The organism is Bradyrhizobium jicamae (assembly GCF_018130215.1).
Taxonomy (GTDB): Bacteria; Pseudomonadota; Alphaproteobacteria; order Rhizobiales; family Xanthobacteraceae; genus Bradyrhizobium; species Bradyrhizobium jicamae_A.
Window position 1 is genome coordinate 466,314 of the sequence record NZ_JAFCKQ010000001.1, and the last position, 25,105, is coordinate 491,418.

The window sequence follows — 25,105 nt, forward strand, 5'->3', positions numbered from 1 at the left end:
GCGGGGGAAAGGCATGCGTGGATCGATGCAGGGGCAGGCGGGCGTCCCATCCGGACAGATTGCAGGCAAGCGGCCGCTCGCGACGGCCGTGCGCGGACCGGTACTGTGGTTGACGCTCTGCGGCGCGCTGCTGGTTGTCGCCATCATCATCGGGACCAGCATGATGATCGGCGAATTCCGCGAGCGCGCCCTGGTCAACAGCGAGCGCGAGCTGGAGAACACGGTCCTGCTGCTCTCGCGGCACTTTGATCAGCAGTTCGAGGACTCCGATATCATCGCCTCTGACATCCTCGACAAGCTCGATATCTCTGCCATCTCCTCGCCGGAGCAGTTCAAGGCGAAGATGTCCACGCCGGACACGCATCAGATCCTGAAGGCGAAGGGCGTTTCGTTCCTCGGCATGATCACGCTGTTCGACGCCGACGGCAAGGTCATCACCTGGTCGGGCGACTTGCCGCCGCCGGCCAGGCTGGACATCTCCGGGCGCGACTATTTCAAGAGTTTCAAGTTCGATGCAAACCCTGCGCCGGTGCGCGCCGAGACGCTGCGCAGCCTGATCATCGGAGGCTTGAGCACCGTCATCGCGCACCGCCTGAGCGCGCCGGACGGCACATTTCTCGGCGTCCTGACCCGGCGGATCGATCCCTTGAACTACGAGGCGTTCTTCGCCTCCGTCGCACCGGGAACGGGTGCGGCGATCGCGATGTTCCACACCGACGGGACCCTGCTGGCGCGCTATCCGCATGTCGACGAGATGATCGGCAGAAACTTCGCCGGTGCGCCGCTGGTCGATCTCGTCGTGCGCAATGGCGGCCAGCGGACGATGCGCATGATCAGCCCGGTCGACGGCACCGCGCGGCTCGGCTCGGCTGCGAAGCTCACCCATTTCCCCGCGGTCGTCGTCGCCACCAACACGGTGGAGGCTGCGCTCGCCGACTGGCGGACGCAGACCCGTTTCCTGATCAGCGCCGCGGCGCTCGCAACGGCCATCGTCGCGCTGGTGCTGTTCGTCCTGATCAGGCAGATCCGGAGGCAGAGCCGCGACGCCCAGCGGCGGCTGGAATCGGAGCGGCAGCGGCTCGACACCGCCCTCAACAACATGAATCAGGGGCTCGTGCTGTTCGACGAGACAGCGCATATGGTGGTTTGCAACCAGCGCTATCTCGACATGTGCGGGCTGTCGCCCGAATTCGTCAAGCCCGGCCGCAGCCTCGAGGAGCTGGTACAGCATCGCAAGCAGACCGGCTCATTCGCCGGCGACATCGATGAATTCTGCAGCGTGGTCCGGACCCACGTGGCTGCCGGCAAGGTGATGGAGATCATCACCTCCTCGGCCGACGGGCGCTGCTTCCTGATCGTCAACCGGCCGCTGGCCCATGGCGGCTGGGTCGCCACCGTCGAGGACATCACTGCGCGGCGCAAGCTGGAGCAGGAGCGCGACCGCAACTACACCTTCCTGCGCGAGATCATCGATCATATCCCGTCGCAGATCACGGTGAAGGACGCCCGCACGCGGGAATACCTCCTCGTCAACCGGATTGCCGAGAACGTGTTCGCGGAATCGGGCAAGACGATCGTCGGCAAGACCGCCTTTGACATTCTCCCGGCCTCGGACGCCGAAATCGTCACCCGCGACGACGACTGCCTGCTAAGATCTCCCGACGAGCGGTTCGTGGCCGAGCAGGCCTGGCAAACGCCGACGGGCGGTCACCGCTATGTCATCTCGAAGCGCATCGGCATCCGAGATGACGCCGGCGAGCCTCGTTACGTCATCAATGTCATCGACGACATCACCGAGCAGCGCCGCGCCAACGAGCGGATCGCGCATCTCGCCCATTACGACGCGCTGACCGACCTGCCGAACCGGGTGCTGTTCCGCGAGCAGATCGAGCGCGAGCTGAAAAAGGCCAGGCAAGGCGAGCCGTTCGCTTTGCTCTATATCGACATCGACGAGTTCAAGAGCATCAACGATTCGCTCGGCCACCATGTCGGCGACGAGCTGCTGAAGACCATCGCCGGGCGCATCAAGGCCTGTCTCGGCGAGAACGACCTGATTGCGCGGCTCGGCGGCGACGAGTTCGCGGTGATCCAGACCGCGATTGCCGGTGCCGACGACGTCGAGAATTTCGTCGCCAGCGTGCATCGCGCGATCCGGCAGCCCTGCGACTGCCTCGGACACCATCTGTCGACCGATGCCAGCATCGGCGTCGCGCTGGCGCCGCAGGACGGCACCGAGCTCGACCAGCTGATCCGCAACGCCGACATCGCGATGTACGGCGCCAAGGCAGAGGGCCGCCGTACCCACCGCTTCTTCGAGCCGGCGATGGGCGCCAACGCCCGCGCCCGCCTGATGATGGAGCAGGATCTCCGGCAGGCAATGAACGATGGCGGCTTCGAGATCCACTATCAGCCGCTGCTCGGCCTCGCGAGCGGCGAGGTGACCGGCTGCGAGGCGCTGTTGCGCTGGCGCCATGCCGAGCGCGGCATGGTCTCTCCAGCCGAATTCATCCCCGTCGCCGAGGATACCGGGCTGATCGGCGAGCTCGGCGAGTGGGTGCTGCGGACGGCCTGCAAGGAGGCAGCGACATGGCCGGATCATGTCCGCCTCGCCGTCAACGTGTCGCCTATCCAGTTCAAGAATTTGAGCCTGGCGCTGAAGGTTGCAAGCGCGCTCGCCGCCTCCGGTTTGAAGCCAGACAGGCTCGAGCTCGAGATAACGGAAGCGGTGCTGATCGGCGACGACGAGATCGCGCTCGCGATCCTGCACCAGCTCCGCGCCATCGGGGTCAGAATCGCGCTCGATGATTTCGGCACCGGCTATTCATCGCTGAGCTACCTGAAGCGCTTCCCGTTCGACAAGATCAAGATCGATCGCAGTTTCGTCAGCGACATCGCCGTGGACGGTTCATCGACGATCGTGCAGGCGGTAGTGAACATCGCCGCCTCGCGTAACATGACGACGACGGCGGAAGGCGTGGAAACCGAGCAGCAGCGCGACCTGCTGCGCTCGCTCGGCTGCACCGAGATGCAGGGTTATCTGTTCAGCGCACCGAAGCCACCCACCGAGCTCAAGCCCCTGCTCGTCGGCAGCGACAGGGTGCTCGCCCTCGCATAGCCGCACCTATCACAGCCGCGAGCGCTGGCTTATATAGAGGCCGGTGTCACGCGGCGCGAAGGTGTAAAGCCATGCAGCCTGTCTCTATCCTTCTGAACATCCTCTGGATTCTGATCGGCGGCGCATGGATGGCGTTCGGCTGGCTGGTCGCGGCGGTGATCATGGCCATTACCATCATCGGCCTGCCCTGGGCCCGCGCCGCCTTCAACATTGCCGTCTATACATTGCTGCCGTTCGGTTCCCGCGCGGTGCGCCGCGACGAATTGACCGGGCAGAGCGACGTCGGCACCGGACCGCTCGGCCTGATCGGCAACCTGATCTGGTTCATCCTGGCCGGCTGGTGGCTGGCGATCGGGCACCTGGTCACCGCGATCCTGCTCGCGGTGACCATCATCGGCATCCCCTTCGCCTGGGCGCATCTCAAGCTTGCCGGCATCGCGCTTTGGCCGATCGGCAAGGTAATCGTGCCGGCTTGACTGCGCGGGATCAGCGCGCCGCTGCGCAACCGGGGATATCGAAGACCGCGGTCAGCCCGCAGGGCGAGGTCAGCATCTTGCCGCCCTCGTGGCCGACTCCCGGGACGTCCCACTGGCTGTGGTTCGGCGTGCCGTCGTCGCGCGACTTCATGGTCGCGACGTAGGCGTGCCCGCGCGCGTAACGGTACGGCCCTTCGGCTTCGGCCATGCAGGATTTATCCAGCGCGGGGTGGTTGGGATCGGTGTCGAGCGTCCCCAGAAGATAGATCACGCGCCTCGCGACATAGGCCTGCTCCAGCGCGGCCGGCGCAGGCTCCGCGAGATAGGTCGGGCGTTCGTCCATCCCGAATTTCCAGTTGTTGTAGCCCGCGCAGCTCGCGGCGATCGCGGGCTCCGGCCGGTCCTTGCTGAAGTAGGCGTAGGAGGAGGGGTTGGCGACCACGTAGCGCACGCCGATGCCTTCGTTCAGCAGCCCCCGGTCACCCTTCACCGCGATCGCATAGCGTTGCACGACCTGTCCGCCGCCGGAATGCCCGAACACCACCACCTGCTTCAGGTTAGGAAACAGCTTGCGGTCGCCAAGCTTCGCCAGGATGGCGTCCAGCGCCTCGAACGAGCTGACCGGCTCCGGCGCGAGCGCGGGGTCGCCGCCCTCCCAACCGACCAGACTCCAGCGCAACGTCTCCGCCGGCAGCTTGAACGCATCGGCGTCGGCCTGGGTGAGGAACTGCGGCGCGATCATCAGCGTGCTCTTGCCGATATCGCCGGCGGCGGCCTGAGCCTCCAGGGCCGAGCGGAAATAATCGTCGGCATTGCGCAGCACGCCATGCAGGACGAGAACGGCACGCGTGACGTTCGGCAACGGATTGGACCAGTCCGCCGACAAATAGAGCGGGAACGTCGCCGTGCCGACTGCGATGCGCGTGCCGGCGACCTCCTTGACCGGCTTCTCATGACGCTCGGTCTCCGTCCTCGGCGCGGCGGTTGCGCGAGCCACCATCGCCAGGAGCAGGGCCAAGGTCGCAAGCCGGGCTCGGTGATGCATGGGTGGTGCTCCGTCAATGCTGCGCCATCGGGCAAGATGCGATCGGACCGCATCATCGCGCATCGGGCGCTAACCCACCCGTGAAATCTTGGAAAGGCGATACACGCTGCCGGAATCGTCGCTCAGGCGGCCAGCCGCCCACGATTATTGGCGGCGAGGATCGGACGGATCAGCCGGCCGAAGCGCTCGGCCTCCTCGTCATGCAGATAGCCGGACAGGCAGAAGGAGTGGCAGCCGGCATCGATGAACTGCTGCAGCGTGGCGGCGCATTGCCCGGGATTGCCGACCACGGCGATGCCGGCGCCGGGTCGCACTTTTGTGATCCCGGTCCACAGATGCGGCATCAGGAGATCACCGTAGTCGCGCGCGAGCTGCTGCACCCGCTGGTTGGCCTCGGAGCGGTTGTAGAGCGTCTTCATCTCCTGCTTCTGCCGCTCGGTGGCGTGGCGCACCAATCGATCCGCCGCCTCCCACGCATCCGCCTCGTTCTCGCGGCAGATCACCTGCAGCCGCATGCCGAAACCGACGGCTTCCTCGCGGTCGTGGGCACGCGCCATCTGCCTGATCTCGGCGATATTCTCGGCAATGCGCTCCGGCAGGTCACCCCAGAACAAATGCACGTCGGAATGTTTCGCCGACAATTCCCAGGCCTGTCGGGAGCCGCCGCCGAGATAGAATCTTGGAAACGGCTGCTGCAGCGGCCGCGGCCGGATATGCGCGCCTGTGATCGTGTGAAATTTACCTTCGAAATGCACCGGGCCACGGGTGGTCCACAGCGCCTTGAGGATCGAAACCTCCTCCTCCATCAGTGCGTAGCGCTCTTCCTTGGCAAAGCGAACGCCCTCCGCCTCGACCTCGCTCTCGTTCTGGCCGGCGATCAGGTTGATGCAGATGCGGCCACCCGACATCTGGTCGAAGGTCGAGATCATCTTGGCCAGCAGCACCGGATTGATGTAGCCGGGCCGTGCCGCGATCAACGGCTTGATCCGCTCCGACCGCGCCGCCATGAACGCACCGGCGATCCAGGCCTCCCAGCACACCGAGCCGACCGGGATCAGGAGATAGTCGAACGAGGCAGCCTCGGCCGCCCTGACCACGCGCTCGCAGAGTTCCGGCGAGCCCGCGACCTGGGCTTCCATCAATCCATAAGCCGTGGTGTCGCCATGCGTGGGAAGATACCAGCCGAATTCCAGCGGACGCATGACGATCTCCTTCGAAGCGCGCCCTTTTTTGCTTCGCTCGGGCGTGTTGGGAGGCAGTTTACAGGCTGCGGGCAGCCGGACAACGCCGTTGCCGACGCAGGGCCAATCAGCTAAACGAACCCCTGCACGCACCCGTAGCTCAGCTGGATAGAGCGTTGCCCTCCGAAGGCAAAGGTCACACGTTCGAATCGTGTCGGGTGCGCCAGTTTCCATCAACAACCACAGATCCGATCGATGCGAGCGGGCTGGCACCCGGCGATCCGGCGGCGTTCGATCCGGCAAGGCCGTCGCGAACGTCCTCGACGCACACCGGCCCGATCGTTCGACAGCGGCGACAGTGGGCTCACGTTGCGAAATCGCCGGCGCCGCCAGCGATGTCCAATAGCTGATGTCGAGCGTTCGGACGGAGTGGGCCGATAACACAACGCCGTCCGCTTGAAATACGTGCGGACGGCGCTTCGCTCTAGCCCCAGGAAGGTCGTGGCAAAATCCTGACCCGTATAGGTCTGCACGAAGCACCGCAAAGGTTCATGACTTGCGGCCCCGTATGAATACGGGGCCGCAACTCCACCCAAGCCGGAACCACTTCTTGGACGCCGGTGGAAAGGAATCCGGCCAGTTCGGGTGTGCGTCTGTGCGTTGCAGCGGTCGAATTCGCTTTCCATCGGCAAATCGCATGGCTACGGTTTCGCCTGGCGCTCAGGATATTGCCACCGGGGAGCGCCCAAATTGGTTAGAGATTTTAGCTCAACCATCGCCCCCGTTCGCGCTAGCCCCCGGACGGGGGCCTGATTTTGTCGGCCGGCTTGATCGGCGCATCGCGATCCTGGCACTCGGCATCGTACGCGAGCGAACGCCAAGCCTATTCCCGGGTTTTCGTGAAGTACCGGATTGCGCTTTCCATCGCCTCGCGCAGATACGGAGACAACGCGAAGAAGAGCCCTATGCCTATCGAGGCGACAATACGCCGAAGGGAAGCAGGCGGGTCATCGTCCTCGAACGGGCCATCGGGTTGTCGAGCGTTGCTGACTGGCGCTGGTTGGAGACGACCTCTTCCGGATGATGTCCGATCTGACTTTCTCGGCCTGTGCGGGGGCATCGTGATCACGACAAACAGGACGTTCAGGAGCAGCCAGACCGCGAGCAGAGTGAAAACAGTATGCATGATCGAAATCCACACGAGAGCGCGGGTCATCAACGAGAATGCGAATACGCGAGGACAAAAGCTACGAAGGCTCGCCGATCATTGCGATGCCAGTGACCGGTCGACGGGCTTGTGTTGCCGGCTCGTCCGGCCCCACGGCAATTCCTGATAGGTCTCGCTTCAGTGCACGTCCGGAAACGGGCCCGCCCTCAGCGATTCGGCCGCCTTCGGCCCGGTGAGGTTGTCGCGAACGTCCTCAATTCACGCTGGTCCGGTCGTTCGGCAGCGGAGGCCGTGAAGTCATGCTGCGAAATCGCGAGTGCCGCGAGCGATGTTCGATTGCTGATGTCGAGCTTTTGGAAAATGTGGTGAAGATGTACCTTGATCGTCCCGTCGGTCACGCTGAGGAGACGACCGATTTCCTTGTTCGACAATCCCTCCGAGACCAGGTGCACGATCTGACGCTCGCGCTCGGTCAGCACCACGAGGCTCTTTCCGGTCATCATCTCTCTGGCGCAGGAGATGGCCTCCTCGGATGAGGGTAGCGGCAACAGCCTCTCGCCAGCTGCGACCTCCCGCAACGTTTGAACCAATATCTCGGGCTCCTGATCCCTGAGCACCACGCCGTAGGCTCCGGCGGCAGCCAGAATGCTGAGCTCGCGATCCTCGATGGATGCCGCAAAGAAGACCGGCCGGGTTGGAATTTTTTCCGATCTCGCGACCGCGAGAATGTCCGCTCCGGACATGTCGGGCATGGTGATGTCCAGAACGGCAATATCCGGCACGAAGTGTCGAATTGCCTCAACGCAACTCGCACCATCACCACAACGCGCGACGACTTTGAAGTCGCGCTGCGCGCCAATCACATTGCTCAAACCCTGCAGAACCACCGGGTGCCGGTCCGCAATGACTACGCTTACGCTACGCATGTACGCCTCAGCCTCAGCCCGCCGCCTTTGGCTTGAACAATCAGCACAATTTACATAAATTTAGGGTACTTTAAAGCACTTCTTGCGCAGCGTTTTGTTGCAGCGCAGCATATAGGCCCCTACCCGGGCGGGCATTACAATGCGCGGCGGGCTGTCTGGCTCGCCCGGAATAGCGGAACCCTCGCTGCGGAGGGCATCGCACGGATGTATTCCCCGATATCGGATGTTCGCAATGACTGGCAACATTCATTCGCGAGATTCATAAAATCACCTATACCGAAAGATATATATGGATATCGGGAATTAGAATCTAAGATTCATCTAATTTTAGAGAGTAGCGCCTGCCCGGACCCCGATCGGACCTCCAAACACGAATTTCACCCAACCACATTGCTCCACGCCGGAAGGGCAGGGAACCAAACGCAAGGAACCAAACGCAAGGAACCAAACGCCGGACGTCGGAGATTTTGGCCCGTTGTCAACCATCCCCTCGAGAGCCGGAACTCAACCGTCCCGCTAATTAGTTTGCTGTCTTTTTTAGTAAGTTGGAGGATTTCATGCGGCGGCGATATTCTTTCGCGAGTGTTATTGTCGGAAAAAATGGATTACGGAAAGAAGGGCTTGTCGGGATTCTACGCTCGGCAAATTTCCACATCTTGGCTTCGGTTTCCAGCGCGGATGATCTGATCGCCTGTAAGATCCAGCCCGGTCCGTTGCTGTTCCTTGTCGTTCAAAGCGCCGATGAGCTCGACAACGGTGTCGACCGTATCGCTCTCCTGAAGCAACGCCATCCGGCTGCGCGCATCGTGATCGTGGCCGATCACTATCGGCCCGACGAGGTCGTTGCTTCGTTCCGGGCGGGCGTCAACGGTTTCTTCGTCGACGGGATGGGGTGCGATGCATTCATCAAGTCGCTGGAACTGGTGATGATGGGTGAAACGGTCTTCCCGCCGGCCTTTCTGACCTACGTCTTCGATGCCGAAAGCGGCCATGCCCGCGAGGTCGGTATGCGGCAGGACAACGAGGCAACTCTTGCCCCGACACAGGAGGCAACCGCGCCGCAGCTTTCCCCGCGAGAACAATCGATCCTGCGCTGCCTTATCGAGGGCGACTCCAACAAGTGCATCGCGCGGAAAATCGATATCGCGGAGGCCACCGTAAAGGTGCACGTCAAGGCGATTCTTCGCAAGATTCGCGTTCAGAACCGGACCCAGGCTGCGATCTGGGGGATGAACCACCGGTCAATGGCGGCACCCGCGAACGGCAGGCTCGCCTATCTGAACCGCGAAGAAACTGACGAGCGTCGTCCGGTATCTGCGGCAGAAAGCGGTGAAATCAAGCAGATTCAACCGCAACTGCGGCTGGGCGTAATCAGTTACGAGACCAATGCCCATGCCGCTCGCGATCATCGCCTTGGCCGCAGCGGGGTGGAGACCGGAGGCCTGATCCGGCTTCGCAAGTGACGGACCGCCAGGCGTCCGGATCGCCCGGGCGCCAGGGGAGCGTCGTCAGGGCCGCGGTCACCGCGGCACTATCGAACCGCCGTTGTCAGCGTTCGATCCGAACGGTCATGCCCGGCTCGAGTCCGGCCCGGTCTCCCAGCGGATCGAGGCGCATGCGGAGCGTATTGCGGTCATGATCGCCGATCACCCGCTCGGCTTGCCAGGTGGCGAAGGTCCCGAGCGGCTGCAACTGCGTGACGACCGTTTTCGTCGCAATATCAGTGCCGTTCCGTAGGACGCCCACCGTCTTGCCGATTGCGAGGCCTCCAAGACGATCTTCGCGCACGTTGAAGGAGAGCCACTGCCCGCCCGTGGCCTCAATCACCAGGATCGGCTGCCCCGCGCGAACATTCTCGCCCACCTCTGCGGCGATGACGCTGACCACACCGTCGGCCGGAGCACGCAGGATGGTTTTTTCGAGATGCCGCTCAAGCACCGCGACCGCGGCAGAAGCGGCTTGCACCTCGGCATCGGCGATCGCGCGCTCCTCCCGGGTGGGACCGGCGACCGCCGCATCGTAGTTGGCCTGAGCCTCGGCCAGATCGGCTGCCGCGCTCGCAGCGTCGTTTTCGGCCTGGTCGAGGTTCTGCTTGGACTCAAAGTTCTGGCCTGCCAGCGTGCTGGTCCGCTTGAGCTGGGTTTGCACATACTCGACGCGAGCGTCGGCCTTGGCGATCCCCGCCTTCAGCGTGTCGACCTGCTCGCGGCGGACGCCGGCATAGACGTTGTTGCGATTGGCCGTCACCGAGGCGAGCGCGGCGCGCGCCTGATCCAGCTGTGCCGTCAGCTCGATCGCCGACAGCTTCGCGATAACATCGCCGGCGTGCACATGGGCACCTTTCTCCACTGCAATCGATGCGAGCTGACCGGTCACCTCCGGCTCCAGCCTGACCTCGGTCGCTCGGACAACGCCGATGATCGCCGGCTCCGAGCCCGCCTGCCGCCGGGAAAGGATCAGAACGCCCGCGACGACCGCGAGTGCAACGGCAGCGATGGCGACACCTTTAACCTTGGACATGTTGCCGCCCCCTGTGGACCGCATACGCCGACGATGATGGCAGGCGCGCGCTTCGCAGAATGCGCGGGCGTTTCCTGCCCGGGCTTGTCCACCTCTGACACGGTTTGATTTTCCTCGCTCGGTGGCATGTCCATCACCGCCTCCACCTGACCCATCATCGTGAGGTGTTGATGACTGTGCCTTGGTTGCAAAGTCGCGTCCATTTTCGGCGGGTTGATCCGGTCGGGTCAATCCCTCGCACGCCGCAGAGCGCGCGGCGATATCGGACCGCGTTGGGATAACTTCGTCCGCCCACCACGATTTGTCCTGCTCGGCAGCTCATCTGTCCGGTTCAGCTACGCAGGCCATCAATGGCTTGTGAAAACAGCGCAATCACACGCGCGCGCCGGCGGCGCTTCAGAGAGGATTCGCAGGAGTGAGGAGATGCAGCAGCGCCTCTATCGGCCGGGCCGCGATCGGCATGCGTCTAAGACAGCAAGCTCGGTATAGTCCAAAACAGCAAGCTCGGTACAAGTCCAAACAGCAAGTGAAGCCTGACCGGAGAATCCGGTCCGGCTCACTTGCCCATGCGCAGGCCCTTGGTGGTGAAGCGCTGCGTCCTGCCGCCGGGCCGCACCGGCCTCCGCGTGCCGGCGGCCTTGCCGGTGCCGGGGGGCTGGTGGGCGGGCACGAGCTGGTCGGGGCGCGGGCCGACCAGATCGGCGCGGCCCATTTGCTTGAGTGTCTCGCGCAGCAATGGCCAGTTGTCGGGATCGTGATAGCGCAGGAATGCCTTGTGCAGCCGGCGCTGCCGCAACCCCTTGATCGCCTCGACCTTGTCGCTGCCGCCGCGCCGCACGCCGCGCAGCGGATTGACGCCGGTGTGGTACATCGCGGTCGCGGTCGCCATCGGCGAGGGCAGGAAGGTCTGCACCTGGTCGGCGCGGTAGCGGTTCTTCTTGAGCCAGAGCGCGAGGTTCATCATGTCCTCGTCGGTCGTCCCCGGATGCGCCGCAATGAAATACGGGATCAGGTAATATTTCTTGCCGGCCTGTTGCGCGGCGGCGTCGAACATCTGCTTGAAGCGGTTGTAGGCGCCGATGCCCGGCTTCATCATCTTGTCGAGCGGGCCGCGCTCGGTATGTTCGGGCGCGATCTTCAGGTAGCCGCCGACGTGATGGGTCACGAGCTCCTTGATGTATTGCGGGCTCTCCACCGCCAGGTCGTAGCGCACGCCCGAGGCGACCATCACCTTCTTGACGCCCTTCACCTCGCGCACCTTGCGATAGAGCCGGATCAGTTCGTCATGCGAAGTGTTCAGGTTGGGGCAGATCTCCGGGAAGACGCAGGACGGCCGGCGGCACAGGGCCTCGACCTTCGGATCCTTGCACGCCATCCGGTACATGTTGGCAGTCGGCCCGCCGATATCCGAGATCACGCCGGTGAAGCCCGGCGTCTTGTCCCTGATGCGCTCGATCTCGCGCAGGATCGAGCCCTCCGATCGGTTCTGGATGATGCGACCCTCGTGCTCGGTGATCGAGCAGAAGGTGCAGCCGCCGAAGCAGCCGCGCATGATCGTCACCGAGAACTTGATCATGTCCCAGGCGGGGATCTTGGCATCGCCATAGGACGGATGCGGCCCGCGGGCATAGGGCAGATCGTAAACCGAATCCATCTCCTCCGAGGTCAGCGGGATCGGCGGCGGGTTGAGCCAGAGGTCGCGATCGCCATGGCGCTGCACCAGGGGCCGCGCGTTGCCGGGATTGCTCTCCCGGTGCAGCACGCGGGAGGCGCGCGCGTAGGCCTCGCGGTCCTGCTCGACCTGCTCGCACGCCGGCAATCGGATCACGACGTCGCCGGGATGGCGCGCCGCGCCCTCATCGGCGGTGTCGAGATCGTCGGCATGCAGTTCGGCGCAACCGTCCGGCACGCGGCGAAACAGCGCGGTCCCCCGGATCGAGGCGAGATCGCGCGGGGCTTCGCCGCTCGCAAGCCGGTGCGCCACCTCGACGACGGCACGCTCGGCGTTGCCGTAAAGCAGGATATCCGCCTTGGCGTCGGCCAGCACCGACCGGCGCACCTTGTCGGACCAGTAGTCGTAATGCGCGATCCGCCGCAGCGAGGCCTCGATGCCGCCCAGCACGATCGGCACATCCTTGAACGCCTCGCGGCAGCGCTGCGCGTAAACGATGGTGCAGCGGTCCGGCCGCCGGCCGCCCTCGCCATTCGGCGTGTAGGCATCGTCATGGCGAAGCCTTCGGTCCGCGGTGTAGCGGTTGACCATCGAGTCCATGTTGCCGCCGGTGACGCCAAAGAACAGGCGCGGCTTTCCCAGCGCCTTGAACGGCTCGGCCGACTGCCAGTCGGGCTGTGCGATGATGCCGACCCGAAAGCCCTGGGCCTCGAGCAACCGGCCGATGATCGCCATGCCGAAGCTGGGATGGTCGACATAGGCGTCGCCGGTCACCAGCACGATGTCGCAAGCGTCCCAGCCGAGCTTCGTCATCTCGGCGCGGCTCATCGGCAGGAACGGCGCCGGCCTGTCGGGGTGCGACCGGTGCGGTGACCAGGAGCTCAAGGGCTTTGCGGCGAGGCTGAGTGTTTCCATGGCGCCACGCATAGGACTCCGGGACCGGGAATTCAACCGCCGGCAAGTCACGCAACGCGAAAGCGAGGCGACCCCGCGGCCGCCCCGCTGGCAATTCGTTCTGGAAATCAATTCCTTATGGGTGCGGGACCTCCGCTAATGTCCCGCAGCTCCCGGCCCCCTGCCCCTGCCGCCAAAGCGGTTCCTGACGCCCTCGCGCCAACGCTGGAAGGTGACGTAGAGCATCGGCACGAGGAAGATGCCGATCGAGCTGGCGGCCAGCATGCCGCCGAACACCGCGGTGCCGACGGCCCGCCGGCTGATCTCGGCGGCGCCGGTCGCGACCACCAGCGGCACCAGACCGAGAATGAAGGCGATCGAGGTCATCATCACCGCGCGGAATCGCATTTGCGATCCCATGATCGCGGCATCGGTGATCGGCATGCCGGCCTCGCGCTGCTCCTTGGCGAACTCGACGATCAAGATACCGTTCTTGGCGGCAAGCGCAATCAGCACCACGAGGCCGATCTGGCCGTAGAGATCGAGATTGAGGCCCGCGAGCTTGATGGCGAGATAGGAGCCGAACACGCCGATCGTGACCGCCAGCAGCACGGGGATCGGGATCGTCCAGCTTTCGTAGAGTGCCACGAGGAACAGATAGGCGAACAGCACTGCGAGCCCGAGGATGATGCCGGTCTGGCCGGAGGCCGCCTGCTCCTGGTAGGCAGTACCGGTCCATTCGTAGGAATAGCCTGATGGCAATGTCGACCTGGAGATTTCGGCCATCGCTGCGATCGCGGTGCCCGACGACACGCCCGCCGCCGGGCCGCCATTGACGGTGACCGACCGATAATTGTTATAGCGGGTGATCACCTGCGGCCCGGTGACGATCCGCAAGGATGCGATCGAGCGGATCGGCACCATCTCGCCGCCGCTGTTGCGCACATAGATCTGCCAGATGTCGGAGATGTCGCCGCGGTTGGCCGCCTCGCCTTGCACGTTGACCTGCCAGGTACGGCCGAACAGGTTGAAGTTGTTGACGTAGATGCCGCCGAGCGTCGCCTGCAGCGCCGTGAAGACATCGCTCATGTTGAGGCCGAGCGCCTGCGCCTTGGCGCGATCGATGTCGAGATAAATAGACGGATTGGTCGCGGTGAAGGTCGAGAACACGCGGGTCAGCCGCGGGTCGCGGTTGGCGGCGGCAATCAGCCCGCCCATCACGCTGCCAAGCGCAGCGGGATCCTGTCCCTCCAGCGCGTCGAGCTGATATTCGAAGCCGCCGGAGGTGGACAGCCCGATGATCGGCGGCAGGTTGAACGGCAGGACGGCGGCCTGGCGGATCTGCGATCCGCCGATAAAGGTCTGCCGGATCGCTGATTGCACCGAATCGGTGACGGCCTTGCGATCGGCGAACGGCTTCATGCGCGACACCATGAACGCCGAATTGGGTTCGCTGGCGCCGTCGAGCAGCGAGAAACCGATGATCGACAGCACGTGGTCGACGGCCGGGTTCTTCTTCAGCAGCGCCTCGACCTGCTTGGTTACCTCGCTGGTGCGTGCCACCGAGGCGCCGTCCGGAAGCTGCACGGCGATGAAGAACGCGCCCTGGTCCTCCTCGGGCAGAAAGCCGGTCGGCGTGACCTTCGAGACGCCGAACACGGCGCCGGCGAACACCAGGACCGCGACGAGCGACAGCACCGCCACGCGCACCAGCCGCCCTACGATCCCGGCGTAGCGGTCGCGCACCCAGTCGATTCCCGCCAGCACCCGACCCATGGGGCCGCGGCGCGGACCGCTGTGACGCAGGAACACGGCACAGAGCGCCGGCGACAGCGTCAAGGCATTCAACGCCGAGATCACCATCGCCGCGCTGATCGTCACGGCGAACTGGCGGAACAGCGTGCCGGAGATGCCGGGAATGAAGGCAATCGGCACGAACACCGAGAGCAGGACCAGCGAGATCGCGATGATCGGTGCGGTGATCTGCATCATCGCCTTCTTGGTGGCGTCCGCCGGCGACAGCTCCGGCTCCTCCTCCATGACACGCTCGACGTTCTCGACGACGACAATGGCGTCGTCGACCACGATGCCGATCGCGAGCACCATCGCCAGCAGCGAGACCGTGTTGGCGGAATAGCCCATCGCCAGCAGCACCGCGAAGGCACCGATCAGGCTGACCGGAACCGCCACCGCCGGGATCAGCGTCGCGCGCAGATTGCCGAGGAACAGGAACACCACGATCACGACCAGCACGAAGGCCTCGCCGAGGGTCTTCAGCACTTCCTTGATGGTATCGGAGACAAAGGTCGTGGAATCATACTGTACAAGATAGGTCAGGCCCGGCGGGAATCGCTCCGACAGTTTCGCGAGCGTGGCCTGGACAGCCCTGGCCGTCGTCACGGCGTTGGCGCCGGGAGCAAGATAGATGCCGATCGGCACCCCGGGATTGCCGTCGATCCGCGACTCCGAGTCCATGTTCTGCGCGCCGATCTCGACACGCGCGACATCCTTGATCCGCAGCACCGATCCGTCCGGATTGGCGCGCAGCACGATGTTGCCGAACTGTGCCGCCGTCGTCAGGCGGCCCTGCGTCTGCACGTTGAACTGGAACTGCTGGTCGTTGCTGATCGGGCGCGCGCCGATCCGGCCGACCGGCGCCTGCACGCTCTGCGCGCGGATCGCGGCGACCACGTCCGACGGCGCCAGATTGAGGCTGGTGAGGCGTTGCGTGTCGAACCAGATCCGCATCGAATAGTTCAGCTTCGCGAACAGCGATGCCTGTCCGACGCCGGGCGTGCGCGAGATCGCGTCCAGCACGTTGATGATGGCGTAGTTGGTGATGAACAGCGGATCCTGCTGGCCGTTGTTGCTGTACAGCACGATGAACTGCAGCACGGCCGAGGATTTCTTCTGCACGGTCAGGCCTTGTGCCTGCACCTCGGTCGGCAATTGAGCGAGCGCGCTCTGCACGCGGTTGTTGACGTTCACCGTGTTGATGTCGGGATTGGTGCCCAGCGCGAACGACACCGTCAGCGTATAGCTGCCGTCATTGCCGCTGGTCGACTTCATGTAGAGCATCTTGTCGACGCCGACGACCTGCGCCTCGAGCGGCTGGGCCACGCTCGATTCCACCACGTCGGCGGACGCACCGGGAAACACCGCTGAAACCGTCACCTGCGGCGGCACGATGTCGGGAAACTGCGCGACCGGGATCTGCAACAGCGCCAGCGCCCCTGCGATCGTGATGACGAACGCGATGACGATCGCGAGCCGCGGACGATCGACGAAGACTGCGGAAATCATGGATTGGTGCCTGCCGGTTTCGAGCCGCCGTCCGCGGCACCGCCGGCTTCCGCCGAGGCCTTCATGCTGGACTGGATCAGCGCGCTGGCAGGTCCCGGCGCGACGGCCTGGCCCGCCCTGACCTTCTGCAGCCCTTCGACGATCACCTTGTCACCAAGCGAGAGCCCGGTCGTGACCGCTGCGATCGTGGACGTCGATTGCCCGAGCTTGATCCGTTTTTGCTCGGCCTTGTTGTCGGCACCGACGACATAGACGTACTCGCCCGCCTGGTCCGAGAGCACCGCCGAGCGCGGGATCGCCAGCACCTCGACGGGTTTTACGCCTTCGAGCAGAACGGTGACAAACTCATTGTCGGTGAGTTCGCGGACCGCGCTCCCCGTCGCGGGCGATCGATACATCGACGGATTGGGAATCGTGCCGCGCAGCGAGATCGTGTCGGTATTCTGCGCGATGGTGTTGTTGACGAAATTCAGCTCACCGACCTGGTCATAGAGCCTGCCGTCCGGCAGCTGGACCCGGATCACGACTGCCTTGAAACCACCGTGCGCCGCATAGCGCGCGCGCAGCGCCAGCGCCTCGCGCACCGAGACCGGGAATGTCACGTACATCGGATCCTGGCTGACGATCGTCGTCAACGTCCCCGAGCTTGGCGTGACGACGTTGCCTTCGGTGACGGCAGTGCGCCCGATCTTGCCATCGATCGGCGAATGGATCTCGGTATAATCGAGATTGATCTGGGACAGATCGACCTGCGCTTTCGCGGCCTGCACCTGGGCCTCCAGGCTCTCCTGGTTGGCAGTCGCGGAATCAACGTTCGATTGCTGGCCTGCCGGCCCGGCGAGCAGGGCCTTGGCACGATCGAGCGTCAGCTTGGCGTTGACCAGCGTCGCCTGTAATTGCGCAACCTGCGCTTTTTTCGACGCAAGATCAGCTTCGAACGGGCCACGCTCGAGCTGATAGAGCAGGTCACCGGTCTTGACCTCGGCACCTTCCACGAAGTTCCGCTTCTCCAGGAAGGCGGTGACGCGCGCGACGACGTTGACGCGGTTGGGAGCCTCGATCCGCCCGAGGAACTCGTTGGATTCGGTGACCGGCCGCTTGACCGCCTCGATCACGCCGACGGCCGGAGGTCCCGGCGGAGCCATCTGCGCATCGGCCGCCGCAACGCCCGCAAGCACAAGTCCGGTTGAAGCGAGAAAAACTGCCGTTCGGCGAAGCGTTCCTGTCATGCCCTTCCTACTCTCCAGCCCCTTCGGCCCCGGAATTGCTACATGGCGGATGTGACGTCGAGTTTCCTTACAGGTGCGAAAAGGCGAAGCTGGGCAGCAGTCCTGCAATCGATCATAACGCACAATCCGCCTCCGACAATCCTGTCGCCGCCGTTTCGCATCCGAGTGTCCGGCATGTTGCAAACGAGGCAGTCGCCGCCGACGCCGGAATCCTGCGCGGAACCGGAGGCGAACGTCAACCGGGACGATGAGCAGGAGAGGGACAGGATCAGCCAGGGGACGCAGGAATCGTCACGGCGCCGCGACAGCGATCGTGGCGCTCAGAGGACGAACGCGTTCTTCAGGCGGGAGGTCATCTGATAGGTCGGCGAGGCCAATCGCTCCTGCAGCCACGGTCGTGACGTCTTGCCGCCGACTTCGTGCCTGCCTTCGAAGATCGTCATGCCGATCAAGTCAGCATGACCTGCGTCCGCATATACGGACTGCATCTCCGCGAACTTCCTGTCCCTTCCATATTCGGCCGAATTGGCCTGGTCGTGGCTACCGAGCTCGATCAGGAGCGGACAAGGGTAGATCAGGCTGGCCAGCCGACGGTCTGTATATTTGCAGCGGCCGTTGCTGAAATGGAGGTAAGAGGCGAGTTCGATGCCGAGGTTCCTGCTGATGATCGGCGACATCAGAAACTTCTTCTCGTCACGCATGTAGCCAGACGCAACGGTTGGTCTCATGCGCCCGATCGCCGCCTCGAGATGAAGCACGAGGAGCGCGCCCCACGACACGCCGTACACGCCGACGTTCAGACCGGACGCACCGATCAGCTTCCTGCAAACGAATTCGCCCGCCTCGATCGAGGCGCAGGATACGTTGTGGGCGGAGACACCATGCGAGGCCAGCATTGCGGCTACATTGTTCTGGCTTTCCTGGTTTCCGATCTGGACGATGTATGGGCACCAGACGACATAACCGTCCTCGCACAATCGCTTGCCGATGGCGTTCATGTAGTCGGGATCACCATCGTCGAAGCATCGCTCCGGCGTGCTGGCCATGCCATGGGCGAGCAGGATCAGTCCCCTGATCTCTCCGGCGGGAACTCCGAGACATCCGCGCACCGGGAGCCCGCATTCCAGATCGAACTCGATCTTGGTGACCGAGAACGTGTCCTCCGTTCTCCTCCAGAGGAGCTTGATCTCATCGGTGGACGGCCGATAGAGCCGTCGCTGCCGGAACACTGGCCGCATCTCGCTGCGGATCTCCGGCCCGGTTGCGGCGCCGCGCAGCTTGCCGTCCGCGGCAATGTCGAAGAAAGACCGGCAGAACGCGTCGTAGCCAAGGCCGGGTAAATCGACATTGGCGCATGAGCCGTTGCAATGGCTGAGCCCCAGCACATCGCTGCCGGCAACAGTGGCCGGCCCGACGAGGGTCATCAGCATTCCTGAAAGCGCTCTGCGGCTGATCATCGATGCTCCCCAGCCCAGCTGGCGCCACAACGTGCCGGGACGCAAATTAAAGGATGGTCATGATCATTCGAAAAGCACCGGCGTTGCTGACGCGCAACGTTTTGCCGGAGCGTTTCCACCAGTTGCATTTCAGGACGTTTCTGATGATGTCGATTCGCCGCGAAGGCGGTCGAGGCGAATACACTCGCTGCAGCCCGGTCTTCGGCCTGGCGTCGGCGACCTTGTCGGCAGCCGCCATTCTGATCATCATCGGGGAGGATATGATCCGCGAGCCCTGCGCATGGTTGCCAGCGACAGCTTTGCCGAATTCCTGCGCGAGCAGCTCGCATCGCTCGGTCGCATCACGATGCGGCGCATGTTCGGCAAGACCGGCGTGTTCTGCGACGGCGTGATGCTCGGCATGGTGACGGACAACACCTTTTATGTGCGGGTCGACGAGCAGAACCGCGAGATCTTCAAGGAAGCCGCGTCGAGTCCTCCGCTCAACTACGCCAAGCAGGGCCACACCATCGATCTGGCATTCTGGCGCATGCCGGAACGGCTGTACGACGAACCCGACGAATTTGCCGCCTGGGCGCAAGCGGCGCTGGCGGCCGCGCATCGGGTCGCCGCCAGCCGGGGCCGGCCGCCGGCGCACAAACGACGATCGCGGGCGACGTCGACGTAAGGCGGGAAGGCAGCGCTTCCCTGCCAACTCATGCGAGGCGAGCACGCTCGTCAGCGCTCCCTCTCCTCTTGCGGTCCCGCAAGAGGGTGGAAACGTTGCCGACGGCACCCTCCTTACGGGCCAATCACTGATTTGCCCGACGGCGCAAGCCCCTCGTGCAAAAATATTTCGGTTTATCGTAATGGCAAATCAGTGTATAGAGTTCCCATCTCATCCGATTGAGGGGCGCTCGCGATCGTCACGAACGTTGTGGTGGGATGCGGTGGACGCCGTATGCGTGACTGACGAGAGCGCATGAGGCGGACGGCGAAATCGTGCAGGCCTGACGCCCTGGTGGCAGGTGTCCTGTCAGCAAGAGACCAAGGTCTCTTGCTGACGGCGGTGACAAAAAAGCCCAGTCTCACCGGGGAGAGCACGTATAAGCCGTAACCCATCGCGCAGGGAGAGCCGGATTGCTCCGGTTACACCTGTGGTCCTACCCCCGTGCTTTCTACACTGCACGGGGCCCATGGGTGCGATCGGCACCCGGCTTTCCCTGCGCCCTCGGCACTCAGAGTGGCGAAGATTGCAGCAGACCTCGGACGCATCGCGCCGCGAGAATGCGGATGTGTGATCACTGGCCGTGCAACAACGCGGCCGATGACACCGAATGCCGTTTGACAGGTTGAACCGGAATGAACGCGCGCAGGCGACTGGCTCAACCCGCGTTCAATCGCTCCCTGAAGAAGCGCGACACGCGGCCGACCGCGTCTGCCGTCGCGGGGTCATTGTCCACGAAGTCGAAGCCATGAGCCTTGCCCGGATAGGTGACGATCTCAGCCGGCGCACCGACCTTCTTGCCCAGCCTGATCAGTTCCTCGCCACGCGCGAGCGGCACGTTGCGATCGGCCTCGCCGTGCAGTTCGATCATGGGCGGCAGATGCTTCACCCCGGCCACGATCCTGTCGGGCATGCCTCCGTAGAGCACGGCCAGCGCGGACACGCGCGCGTCGCGAGCCGCCGTGGCAGCGGCAACGTAACCGCCCAGCGAGAAGCCGAGCAGGCCGGCGCGGCCGGAGCTGTCCGCGCGTGCCAGCACCGCGGCCAGAACCGACGACACGCGCGCGGCCCACGCGTCGAAACGTTCGGTCTCATAGGCCTCGCGGCGCTCACGTTCGTGCATCGTCATCGCGCGCTCATCCGCCGCCGTGTAGTAACGGACGAAATAGGCATCGATGCCGCCTGCCGTGAGCGCATTGGCATGACGCTCATAGGCCTGCGTCCTGAGATCGAAGCCGCGCGAGCCGTGCAAAAGCAGCACGGCGGGACGCTTGCCGTAGCGCTCCGCGGCATAACGATTCAGCATCACCCGGCCGTCACTGGCCTCGACAGCTATGGTCTCGACGGCCATCGCCAGCGACGGGCGGGTCGCCGCGACAAGGCCGAGACCGGCGAGAACGTGTCTTCGGCTGATCTCGAACATTGGAGCTTCCCTCGGCCATGCTTACGCCGCATCACGGGCGCGGTAGAGCGCGCGTTCGAACGCCCGATAGGCGGCGAGCGCGCGTGCGTCCGCAAACGGCAATATCTGCATCATGACGACTGCGGCAAGGCCGGATGCCTGGTCGATCCAGTAATAGGTGTTGTAGAGGCCAGCCCAGGTCAGGCTGCCGGCCTTGCGGCCGCCCTCTACCGGATCGAGGTTGATCATGTGGCCAAGCCCCCAGCGCAGCCGCACGCCCGGAAAGAAATCAACGTCGTTGGAGATCGCCGGATTTGTCGTCCGCATCACACCGGCATCGAGATTGCCGATTGCATTGTCGGCCATCAGTCCCACCGTGCGCGGATGCAGGATCGATGTTCCACCGAGGCTGCCGCCGTTCAACAGCGCCTGCAGCAGCGTGAGATAGTCAGGGGCGGTCGAATAGATACCACCGCCACCCGAGAATTTCCTTGGCGCGGTGTGCTTCTCCAGCGGCTGCGGCTCCAGCGTGCCGTCACTCCGGCGGACGTGCAGATGCGCTTCACGGGCACGCTGCTGCTCGGTGATGGTGAAGCCGGTGTCGTTCATGCCAAGCGGATGCAGGATGTGATCGCGAAAATAGCGATCGAGCGTCACGCCGCTGACGATTTCCACCAGCCGGCCGACGCGATCGAGGCTGCCACCATAGGACCACCGGCTGCCGGGATCGAACATCAGCACGCTGTGCGGCAACGCGGGATCGGATCGAGCTGCGCGCAGATAGCGCACGACGTCAGCGTCCCACAGCGGGTAGCTGAAGCCCGACGTGTGCGACAGCAGGCTGCGGAGCGTGACGGCCTTTCGCGGCGGCCGCAATTGCGGGACGCCCCTGGCGTCGAAGCCGGCGAGCACCTGCAGGTCGGCCAGCGCGGGATCGATACCGGCCGCAGGCTCGTCCAGCTTCAGCCGGCCCTGCTCGACCAGCTGCAGCGCCGCGACCGTGGTCAGCAGCTTGACCATCGAGGCGATGCGGAACACCGTGTCGACGGTCATCTTCGCCGTTGCGCCCTGCGCGCGGAGGCCGAACGCGCCCTGATAGAGCGTATCCTGCGCGTTCGTCGCCATGGCCACGATGCCGGGCACATCGCCGGCATCGACACGGGCCTGCAGCGCGGCGTCGACGTCGCCACTCTGCCGCAAGGTGCGGAGCGGAGCCGAAACGGCAAGCCGGGCGCTGGCCATCGCGGCCGCGGCGGCCACCGCTGCGTGCAGCATCACTTCGCGCCGACTGAACCGCCCCATCATCCGCGGGCCGCTCCCCTCTGGGCCTCGCCGGGTTATGCCGGAGTGCGCGGCCCGGCACAATCGCGGACGGCATGGTCAAACCGCGCAGGGCGCGCTAGTGATGGTTCCCTCTCCCTGTGCGCCCATCCGGCGCACGTCATCCAGTCCATGAGTGCATCTGAATGGCCGAAGCCGACCTCGACGCCGTGATCCGGCAGACCGCAAGAGCGCAGACCAAGGCCCTGATGGCGGCTGCCAGGAAACGCCAATCCGTTTGGGCCGCGCGCGCCGCCAAGGCCAAGGACAAGGACAGCAAGGCGCGCTTCCGCTTCCTCGCCAGGAGCACCATGCTGAACGCGACCGCGACCGCCAGGCGGTTGCAGACCTCGGCGGAGAACGCCGCCGACGCCTATGCTCGCGCCATGAAGAAGGCGATGGAAGAGCCGATGCCAACAAAGAAGCCTGCGAAGGCGAAGGACGAAACCTAGACCAGGAGCCTGCCATGCTCACCGTCCATCATCTCGGCAAATCGCAATCGGAGCGAATCGTATGGCTCTGCGAGGAGCTGGAGATCCCCTATGAACTGAAGCGTTACGCCCGCGATCCCGTCACCATGCTGGCGCAGCCGGACTACAAGGCGCTGCATCCGATCGGCGCCGCGCCTGTCATCACCGACGGCGAACTGGTGCTGGCCGAATCCGCGGCCGTGGTCGACTACATCATCGCCAGATACGGCAATGGACGGCTGGCACTGAAGCCCGATCATCCCGACTTCGCACAATTCCTGTACTGGTTTCATTTCGCCAACGGCACGCTGCAGCCGCAGATGGGCCGCAACATGATCCTGAATCGGCTCAACCTCGCCGCCGACAATCCGATGCTGGTCATGATGCGGGCGCGGCTCGACCGCTCCTTCGACCTGGTCGATGCACGCGTGCGCGACGCAAAATATCTCGGCGGGGACACGTTCACGTCGGCCGACATCATGATCGGCTTCTCGCTGACCACCATGCGCTACTTCATGCCCTACGATCTCGGCCGCTGCCCCAACATCAGGGATTATCTCGGCCGCATTGCCGAGCGCCCTGCCTATCGGCGCGCGATGGAGAAGGGCGATCCCGGCATGGCGCTGCTGCTGAGCTGAGGCGCCGATGCCCCGCTATGTCGCCCTGTTGCGCGCCGCTACACGCTTTTCCGGATCATGCTCTAGGTTTCCCTCACCGCGAACCCCTCGCCGCCGAGCCTGGCCAATACCTGTTCCAGATGCGCGCGGTCGCGGGTCTCGATGACGAGTTCCAGCAAGGTCGCCTTCGCCGGCAGGTCGGAGAAGGTACGCTGGTGCGAGACCTCGATGATGTTGGCGCCCGCCGATGCGAGCAGATTGCAGACCGCGGCGAGTTGTCCGGGCCGGTCGACGATGTCGAGCGCAAGCTGGGTCAGCCGGCCCTCGCGCGCGAGCTCGCGGGTCAGGACCGAGGCGATCAGCCGCGTGTCGATGTTGCCGCCGGTCAGCACGAGGCCGACATTGCGGCCGGCAAAGCCGTCCGGCGCGGCCAGCACGGCCGCGAGGCCCGCCGCCCCCGCGCCTTCCACCACCGTCTTCTCGATCGAAATCAGCGTTGCGACCGCACGCTCGATCTGGTCCTCGCTGACCAGCATGATGTCGTCGACGAGGTCGCGGACGATCCTTGTGGTGATCTGCCCGGGCGCCTTGACCGCGATGCCTTCGGCGAGCGTATCGCCACGCATCGGCAGCTGCGCGCCTTTGACCGCATTGTACATCGACGGGTAGAGCTGCGCCTGCACGCCGATGACGCGCAGCGACGGCTTCAGCGCCTTCGCGGCCGTCGCGATGCCGGAGATCAGCCCGCCGCCGCCGATCGGCACAACCAGCACGTCCAGCTCCGGCACTGCATCGAGCATTTCGAGCCCGATCGTGCCCTGGCCGGCGATGATCAGGGGATCGTCATAGGGATGGATCTGGGTCAGGCGGTGCTCGGCGGCATGCGCCTTGACGAAGGCCGCCGCCTCTTCCAGCGTCTGCCCGGTGATAATGACCTCGGCGCCGTGACGCCTTGTGTTCTCGATCTTCACCATCGGCGTGCCGATCGGCATCACGATGGTGGCGGGGATGCCGAGCCGCCTGGCGTGGTATGCGACACCCTGTGCGTGGTTGCCGGCCGACATCGCGATGACGCCGCGCTTGCGCTCCTCCGGCAACAGTGCCTGCAACCGGTTCAGTGCCCCGCGCTCCTTGAAGGTCGCGGTGAACTGCAGGTTCTCGAACTTGAGGAACAGGCGGCAGCCGCAGATTTCACCGAGCGTGCGGCTCTCGTTGCAGGCCGTGACCATGACCGAATCGCGGATGACGGCCGCGGCCCGACGGACATCGGCGAGCGTTACGGTTTGGGCGGAACCGGAAAGGTGCTGCATCGGGCTTTCGCTTCTGAGTAGCTTCGGAACGCGCAGCCTATAAGGTTTCGCTCAGCAAGACGACAGCGCTATCGCTCGGTCAGCGCCTCTTCCTCGGACTTGACCGGTTCGGCCGGCCCGGCCCGCTCGACCTCGTCGCACGCAAGGCATACCAGCGCGGTGCGAAAATGCCTGTCGAGCACAATGGTTCGCGTCCTGCCGCACTGGCAGCGCATCGGCTTATCCATGGAGATCGGCCCGGGTTCGAAATGATTAGCAAGCGTGCGCTTAGCTACCTTGGACCGGTTAACCTAA

The 25,105-nt window shown here is 64.3% G+C and carries 19 protein-coding genes and 1 tRNA gene; 7 read left to right on the top strand and 13 right to left on the bottom strand.

The window, feature by feature from the left end; all coding sequences use genetic code 11:
• The first annotated feature begins 13 nt into the window (after positions 1–13).
• Positions 14–3,115: an EAL domain-containing protein gene (locus tag JQ586_RS02135; RefSeq protein ID WP_249147196.1), complete on the top strand. Its 3,102-nt coding sequence runs from the start codon at positions 14–16 to the stop codon at positions 3,113–3,115.
• Between the two features lie 71 nt (positions 3,116–3,186).
• Positions 3,187–3,591: a YccF domain-containing protein gene (locus JQ586_RS02140; protein ID WP_212392822.1), complete on the top strand. Its 405-nt coding sequence runs from the start codon at positions 3,187–3,189 to the stop codon at positions 3,589–3,591.
• A 10-nt stretch (positions 3,592–3,601) separates the two neighbouring features.
• Here JQ586_RS02140 and JQ586_RS02145 read toward each other — a convergent pair whose 3' ends face one another.
• Complete coding sequence (locus JQ586_RS02145; RefSeq protein WP_212392823.1) at positions 3,602–4,636, bottom strand: alpha/beta fold hydrolase; 1,035 nt, start codon at positions 4,634–4,636, stop codon at positions 3,602–3,604.
• Between the two features lie 122 nt (positions 4,637–4,758).
• On the bottom strand, positions 4,759–5,838 hold the full coding sequence (locus JQ586_RS02150) for an LLM class flavin-dependent oxidoreductase (RefSeq protein WP_212392824.1): 1,080 nt from the start codon (positions 5,836–5,838) through the stop codon (positions 4,759–4,761).
• 128 nt (positions 5,839–5,966) lie between these two features.
• Here JQ586_RS02150 and JQ586_RS02155 point away from each other — a divergent pair.
• A tRNA-Arg gene (locus tag JQ586_RS02155) sits at positions 5,967–6,043 on the top strand.
• Positions 6,044–7,191: 1,148 nt separating this feature from the next.
• Here JQ586_RS02155 and JQ586_RS02160 read toward each other — a convergent pair.
• Positions 7,192–7,911: a response regulator transcription factor gene (locus tag JQ586_RS02160; protein ID WP_212392825.1), complete on the bottom strand. Its 720-nt coding sequence runs from the start codon at positions 7,909–7,911 to the stop codon at positions 7,192–7,194.
• Between the two features lie 557 nt (positions 7,912–8,468).
• On the opposite strand from JQ586_RS02160, the gene JQ586_RS02165 reads away from it, so the two are divergent.
• Complete coding sequence (locus JQ586_RS02165; protein ID WP_212392826.1) at positions 8,469–9,374, top strand: response regulator transcription factor; 906 nt, start codon at positions 8,469–8,471, stop codon at positions 9,372–9,374.
• Between the two features lie 85 nt (positions 9,375–9,459).
• Here the strand turns inward: JQ586_RS02165 and JQ586_RS02170 are convergent, their stop codons facing one another.
• The 6 genes from JQ586_RS02170 to JQ586_RS02195 all read right to left on the bottom strand — a co-directional run bounded on the left by JQ586_RS02170 (position 9,460) and on the right by JQ586_RS02195 (position 19,224).
• Positions 9,460–10,455 carry a biotin/lipoyl-binding protein gene (locus JQ586_RS02170; protein ID WP_312016920.1) on the bottom strand — a complete coding sequence of 332 codons (996 nt, stop codon included), beginning with the start codon at positions 10,453–10,455 and terminating at the stop codon, positions 9,460–9,462.
• Between the two features lie 532 nt (positions 10,456–10,987).
• Positions 10,988–13,018, bottom strand: a complete 2,031-nt coding sequence (locus JQ586_RS02175; protein WP_212392827.1) for a YgiQ family radical SAM protein — start codon at positions 13,016–13,018, stop codon at positions 10,988–10,990.
• Between the two features lie 135 nt (positions 13,019–13,153).
• Positions 13,154–16,300 carry an efflux RND transporter permease subunit gene (locus tag JQ586_RS02180; RefSeq protein WP_212392828.1) on the bottom strand — a complete coding sequence of 1,049 codons (3,147 nt, stop codon included), beginning with the start codon at positions 16,298–16,300 and terminating at the stop codon, positions 13,154–13,156.
• The gene (locus tag JQ586_RS02185) at positions 16,297–17,529 is read right to left on the bottom strand and encodes an efflux RND transporter periplasmic adaptor subunit (RefSeq protein WP_212392829.1); all 1,233 of its coding nucleotides are present in this window, start codon (positions 17,527–17,529) and stop codon (positions 16,297–16,299) included. The genes JQ586_RS02180 and JQ586_RS02185 overlap by 4 nt, the downstream gene beginning before the upstream one ends.
• Positions 17,530–17,849: 320 nt before the next feature.
• Positions 17,850–18,986: a hypothetical protein gene (locus tag JQ586_RS02190; RefSeq protein WP_212392830.1), complete on the bottom strand. Its 1,137-nt coding sequence runs from the start codon at positions 18,984–18,986 to the stop codon at positions 17,850–17,852.
• Between the two features lie 46 nt (positions 18,987–19,032).
• Positions 19,033–19,224 (bottom strand): hypothetical protein, encoded by a 192-nt coding sequence (locus JQ586_RS02195; protein WP_212392831.1) that lies wholly within the window; start codon positions 19,222–19,224, stop codon positions 19,033–19,035.
• Positions 19,225–19,266: 42 nt separating this feature from the next.
• Between JQ586_RS02195 and JQ586_RS02200 the strand changes: the two genes are divergently transcribed.
• Positions 19,267–19,653: a TfoX/Sxy family protein gene (locus tag JQ586_RS02200; RefSeq protein ID WP_212392832.1), complete on the top strand. Its 387-nt coding sequence runs from the start codon at positions 19,267–19,269 to the stop codon at positions 19,651–19,653.
• A 697-nt stretch (positions 19,654–20,350) separates the two neighbouring features.
• Here the strand turns inward: JQ586_RS02200 and JQ586_RS02205 are convergent.
• Together JQ586_RS02205 and JQ586_RS02210 are read right to left on the bottom strand one after the other, a co-directional pair.
• Positions 20,351–21,115, bottom strand: coding sequence for a dienelactone hydrolase family protein (locus JQ586_RS02205; protein WP_212392833.1), 765 nt, complete (start codon positions 21,113–21,115; stop codon positions 20,351–20,353).
• Between the two features lie 21 nt (positions 21,116–21,136).
• Positions 21,137–22,399 carry a serine hydrolase gene (locus tag JQ586_RS02210; protein ID WP_249147197.1) on the bottom strand — a complete coding sequence of 421 codons (1,263 nt, stop codon included), beginning with the start codon at positions 22,397–22,399 and terminating at the stop codon, positions 21,137–21,139.
• Positions 22,400–22,560: 161 nt separating this feature from the next.
• Here JQ586_RS02210 and JQ586_RS02215 point away from each other — a divergent pair, with 161 nt between their 5' ends.
• Both JQ586_RS02215 and JQ586_RS02220 read left to right on the top strand, forming a co-directional pair.
• Entirely contained in the window at positions 22,561–22,866 is a 306-nt protein-coding gene (locus JQ586_RS02215) for a hypothetical protein (protein WP_212392834.1), read from the top strand.
• 14 nt (positions 22,867–22,880) lie between these two features.
• Positions 22,881–23,522: a glutathione S-transferase family protein gene (locus JQ586_RS02220; RefSeq protein ID WP_212392835.1), complete on the top strand. Its 642-nt coding sequence runs from the start codon at positions 22,881–22,883 to the stop codon at positions 23,520–23,522.
• 62 nt (positions 23,523–23,584) lie between these two features.
• Here the strand turns inward: JQ586_RS02220 and JQ586_RS02225 are convergent, their stop codons facing one another.
• Entirely contained in the window at positions 23,585–24,811 is a 1,227-nt protein-coding gene (locus JQ586_RS02225; RefSeq protein ID WP_212392836.1) for a threonine ammonia-lyase, read from the bottom strand.
• A 68-nt stretch (positions 24,812–24,879) separates the two neighbouring features.
• Complete coding sequence (locus JQ586_RS02230; RefSeq protein WP_212392837.1) at positions 24,880–25,038, bottom strand: hypothetical protein; 159 nt, start codon at positions 25,036–25,038, stop codon at positions 24,880–24,882.
• Positions 25,039–25,105 lie beyond the last annotated feature (67 nt).

Excerpts from the sequence above, each read along its gene's own strand:
- JQ586_RS02160 (WP_212392825.1), bottom strand. The coding sequence starts at position 7,911 with ATGCGTAGCGTAAGCGTAGTCATTGCGGACCGGCACCCGGTGGTTCTG.
- JQ586_RS02185 (WP_212392829.1), bottom strand. The coding sequence starts at position 17,529 with ATGACAGGAACGCTTCGCCGAACGGCAGTTTTTCTCGCTTCAACCGGA.
- JQ586_RS02145 (WP_212392823.1), bottom strand. The coding sequence starts at position 4,636 with ATGCATCACCGAGCCCGGCTTGCGACCTTGGCCCTGCTCCTGGCGATG.
- JQ586_RS02210 (WP_249147197.1), bottom strand. The coding sequence starts at position 22,399 with ATGATGGGGCGGTTCAGTCGGCGCGAAGTGATGCTGCACGCAGCGGTG.
- JQ586_RS02190 (WP_212392830.1), bottom strand. The coding sequence starts at position 18,986 with ATGATCAGCCGCAGAGCGCTTTCAGGAATGCTGATGACCCTCGTCGGG.
- JQ586_RS02135 (WP_249147196.1), top strand. The coding sequence starts at position 14 with ATGCGTGGATCGATGCAGGGGCAGGCGGGCGTCCCATCCGGACAGATT.
- JQ586_RS02205 (WP_212392833.1), bottom strand. The coding sequence starts at position 21,115 with ATGTTCGAGATCAGCCGAAGACACGTTCTCGCCGGTCTCGGCCTTGTC.
- JQ586_RS02150 (WP_212392824.1), bottom strand. The coding sequence starts at position 5,838 with ATGCGTCCGCTGGAATTCGGCTGGTATCTTCCCACGCATGGCGACACC.
- JQ586_RS02170 (WP_312016920.1), bottom strand. The coding sequence starts at position 10,455 with ATGCGGTCCACAGGGGGCGGCAACATGTCCAAGGTTAAAGGTGTCGCC.
- JQ586_RS02195 (WP_212392831.1), bottom strand. The coding sequence starts at position 19,224 with ATGGCGGCTGCCGACAAGGTCGCCGACGCCAGGCCGAAGACCGGGCTG.
- JQ586_RS02215 (WP_212392834.1), top strand. The coding sequence starts at position 22,561 with ATGGCCGAAGCCGACCTCGACGCCGTGATCCGGCAGACCGCAAGAGCG.
- JQ586_RS02200 (WP_212392832.1), top strand. The coding sequence starts at position 19,267 with ATGGTTGCCAGCGACAGCTTTGCCGAATTCCTGCGCGAGCAGCTCGCA.
- JQ586_RS02230 (WP_212392837.1), bottom strand. The coding sequence starts at position 25,038 with ATGGATAAGCCGATGCGCTGCCAGTGCGGCAGGACGCGAACCATTGTG.
- JQ586_RS02175 (WP_212392827.1), bottom strand. The coding sequence starts at position 13,018 with ATGGAAACACTCAGCCTCGCCGCAAAGCCCTTGAGCTCCTGGTCACCG.
- JQ586_RS02140 (WP_212392822.1), top strand. The coding sequence starts at position 3,187 with ATGCAGCCTGTCTCTATCCTTCTGAACATCCTCTGGATTCTGATCGGC.
- JQ586_RS02165 (WP_212392826.1), top strand. The coding sequence starts at position 8,469 with ATGCGGCGGCGATATTCTTTCGCGAGTGTTATTGTCGGAAAAAATGGA.
- JQ586_RS02220 (WP_212392835.1), top strand. The coding sequence starts at position 22,881 with ATGCTCACCGTCCATCATCTCGGCAAATCGCAATCGGAGCGAATCGTA.
- JQ586_RS02180 (WP_212392828.1), bottom strand. The coding sequence starts at position 16,300 with ATGATTTCCGCAGTCTTCGTCGATCGTCCGCGGCTCGCGATCGTCATC.
- JQ586_RS02225 (WP_212392836.1), bottom strand. The coding sequence starts at position 24,811 with ATGCAGCACCTTTCCGGTTCCGCCCAAACCGTAACGCTCGCCGATGTC.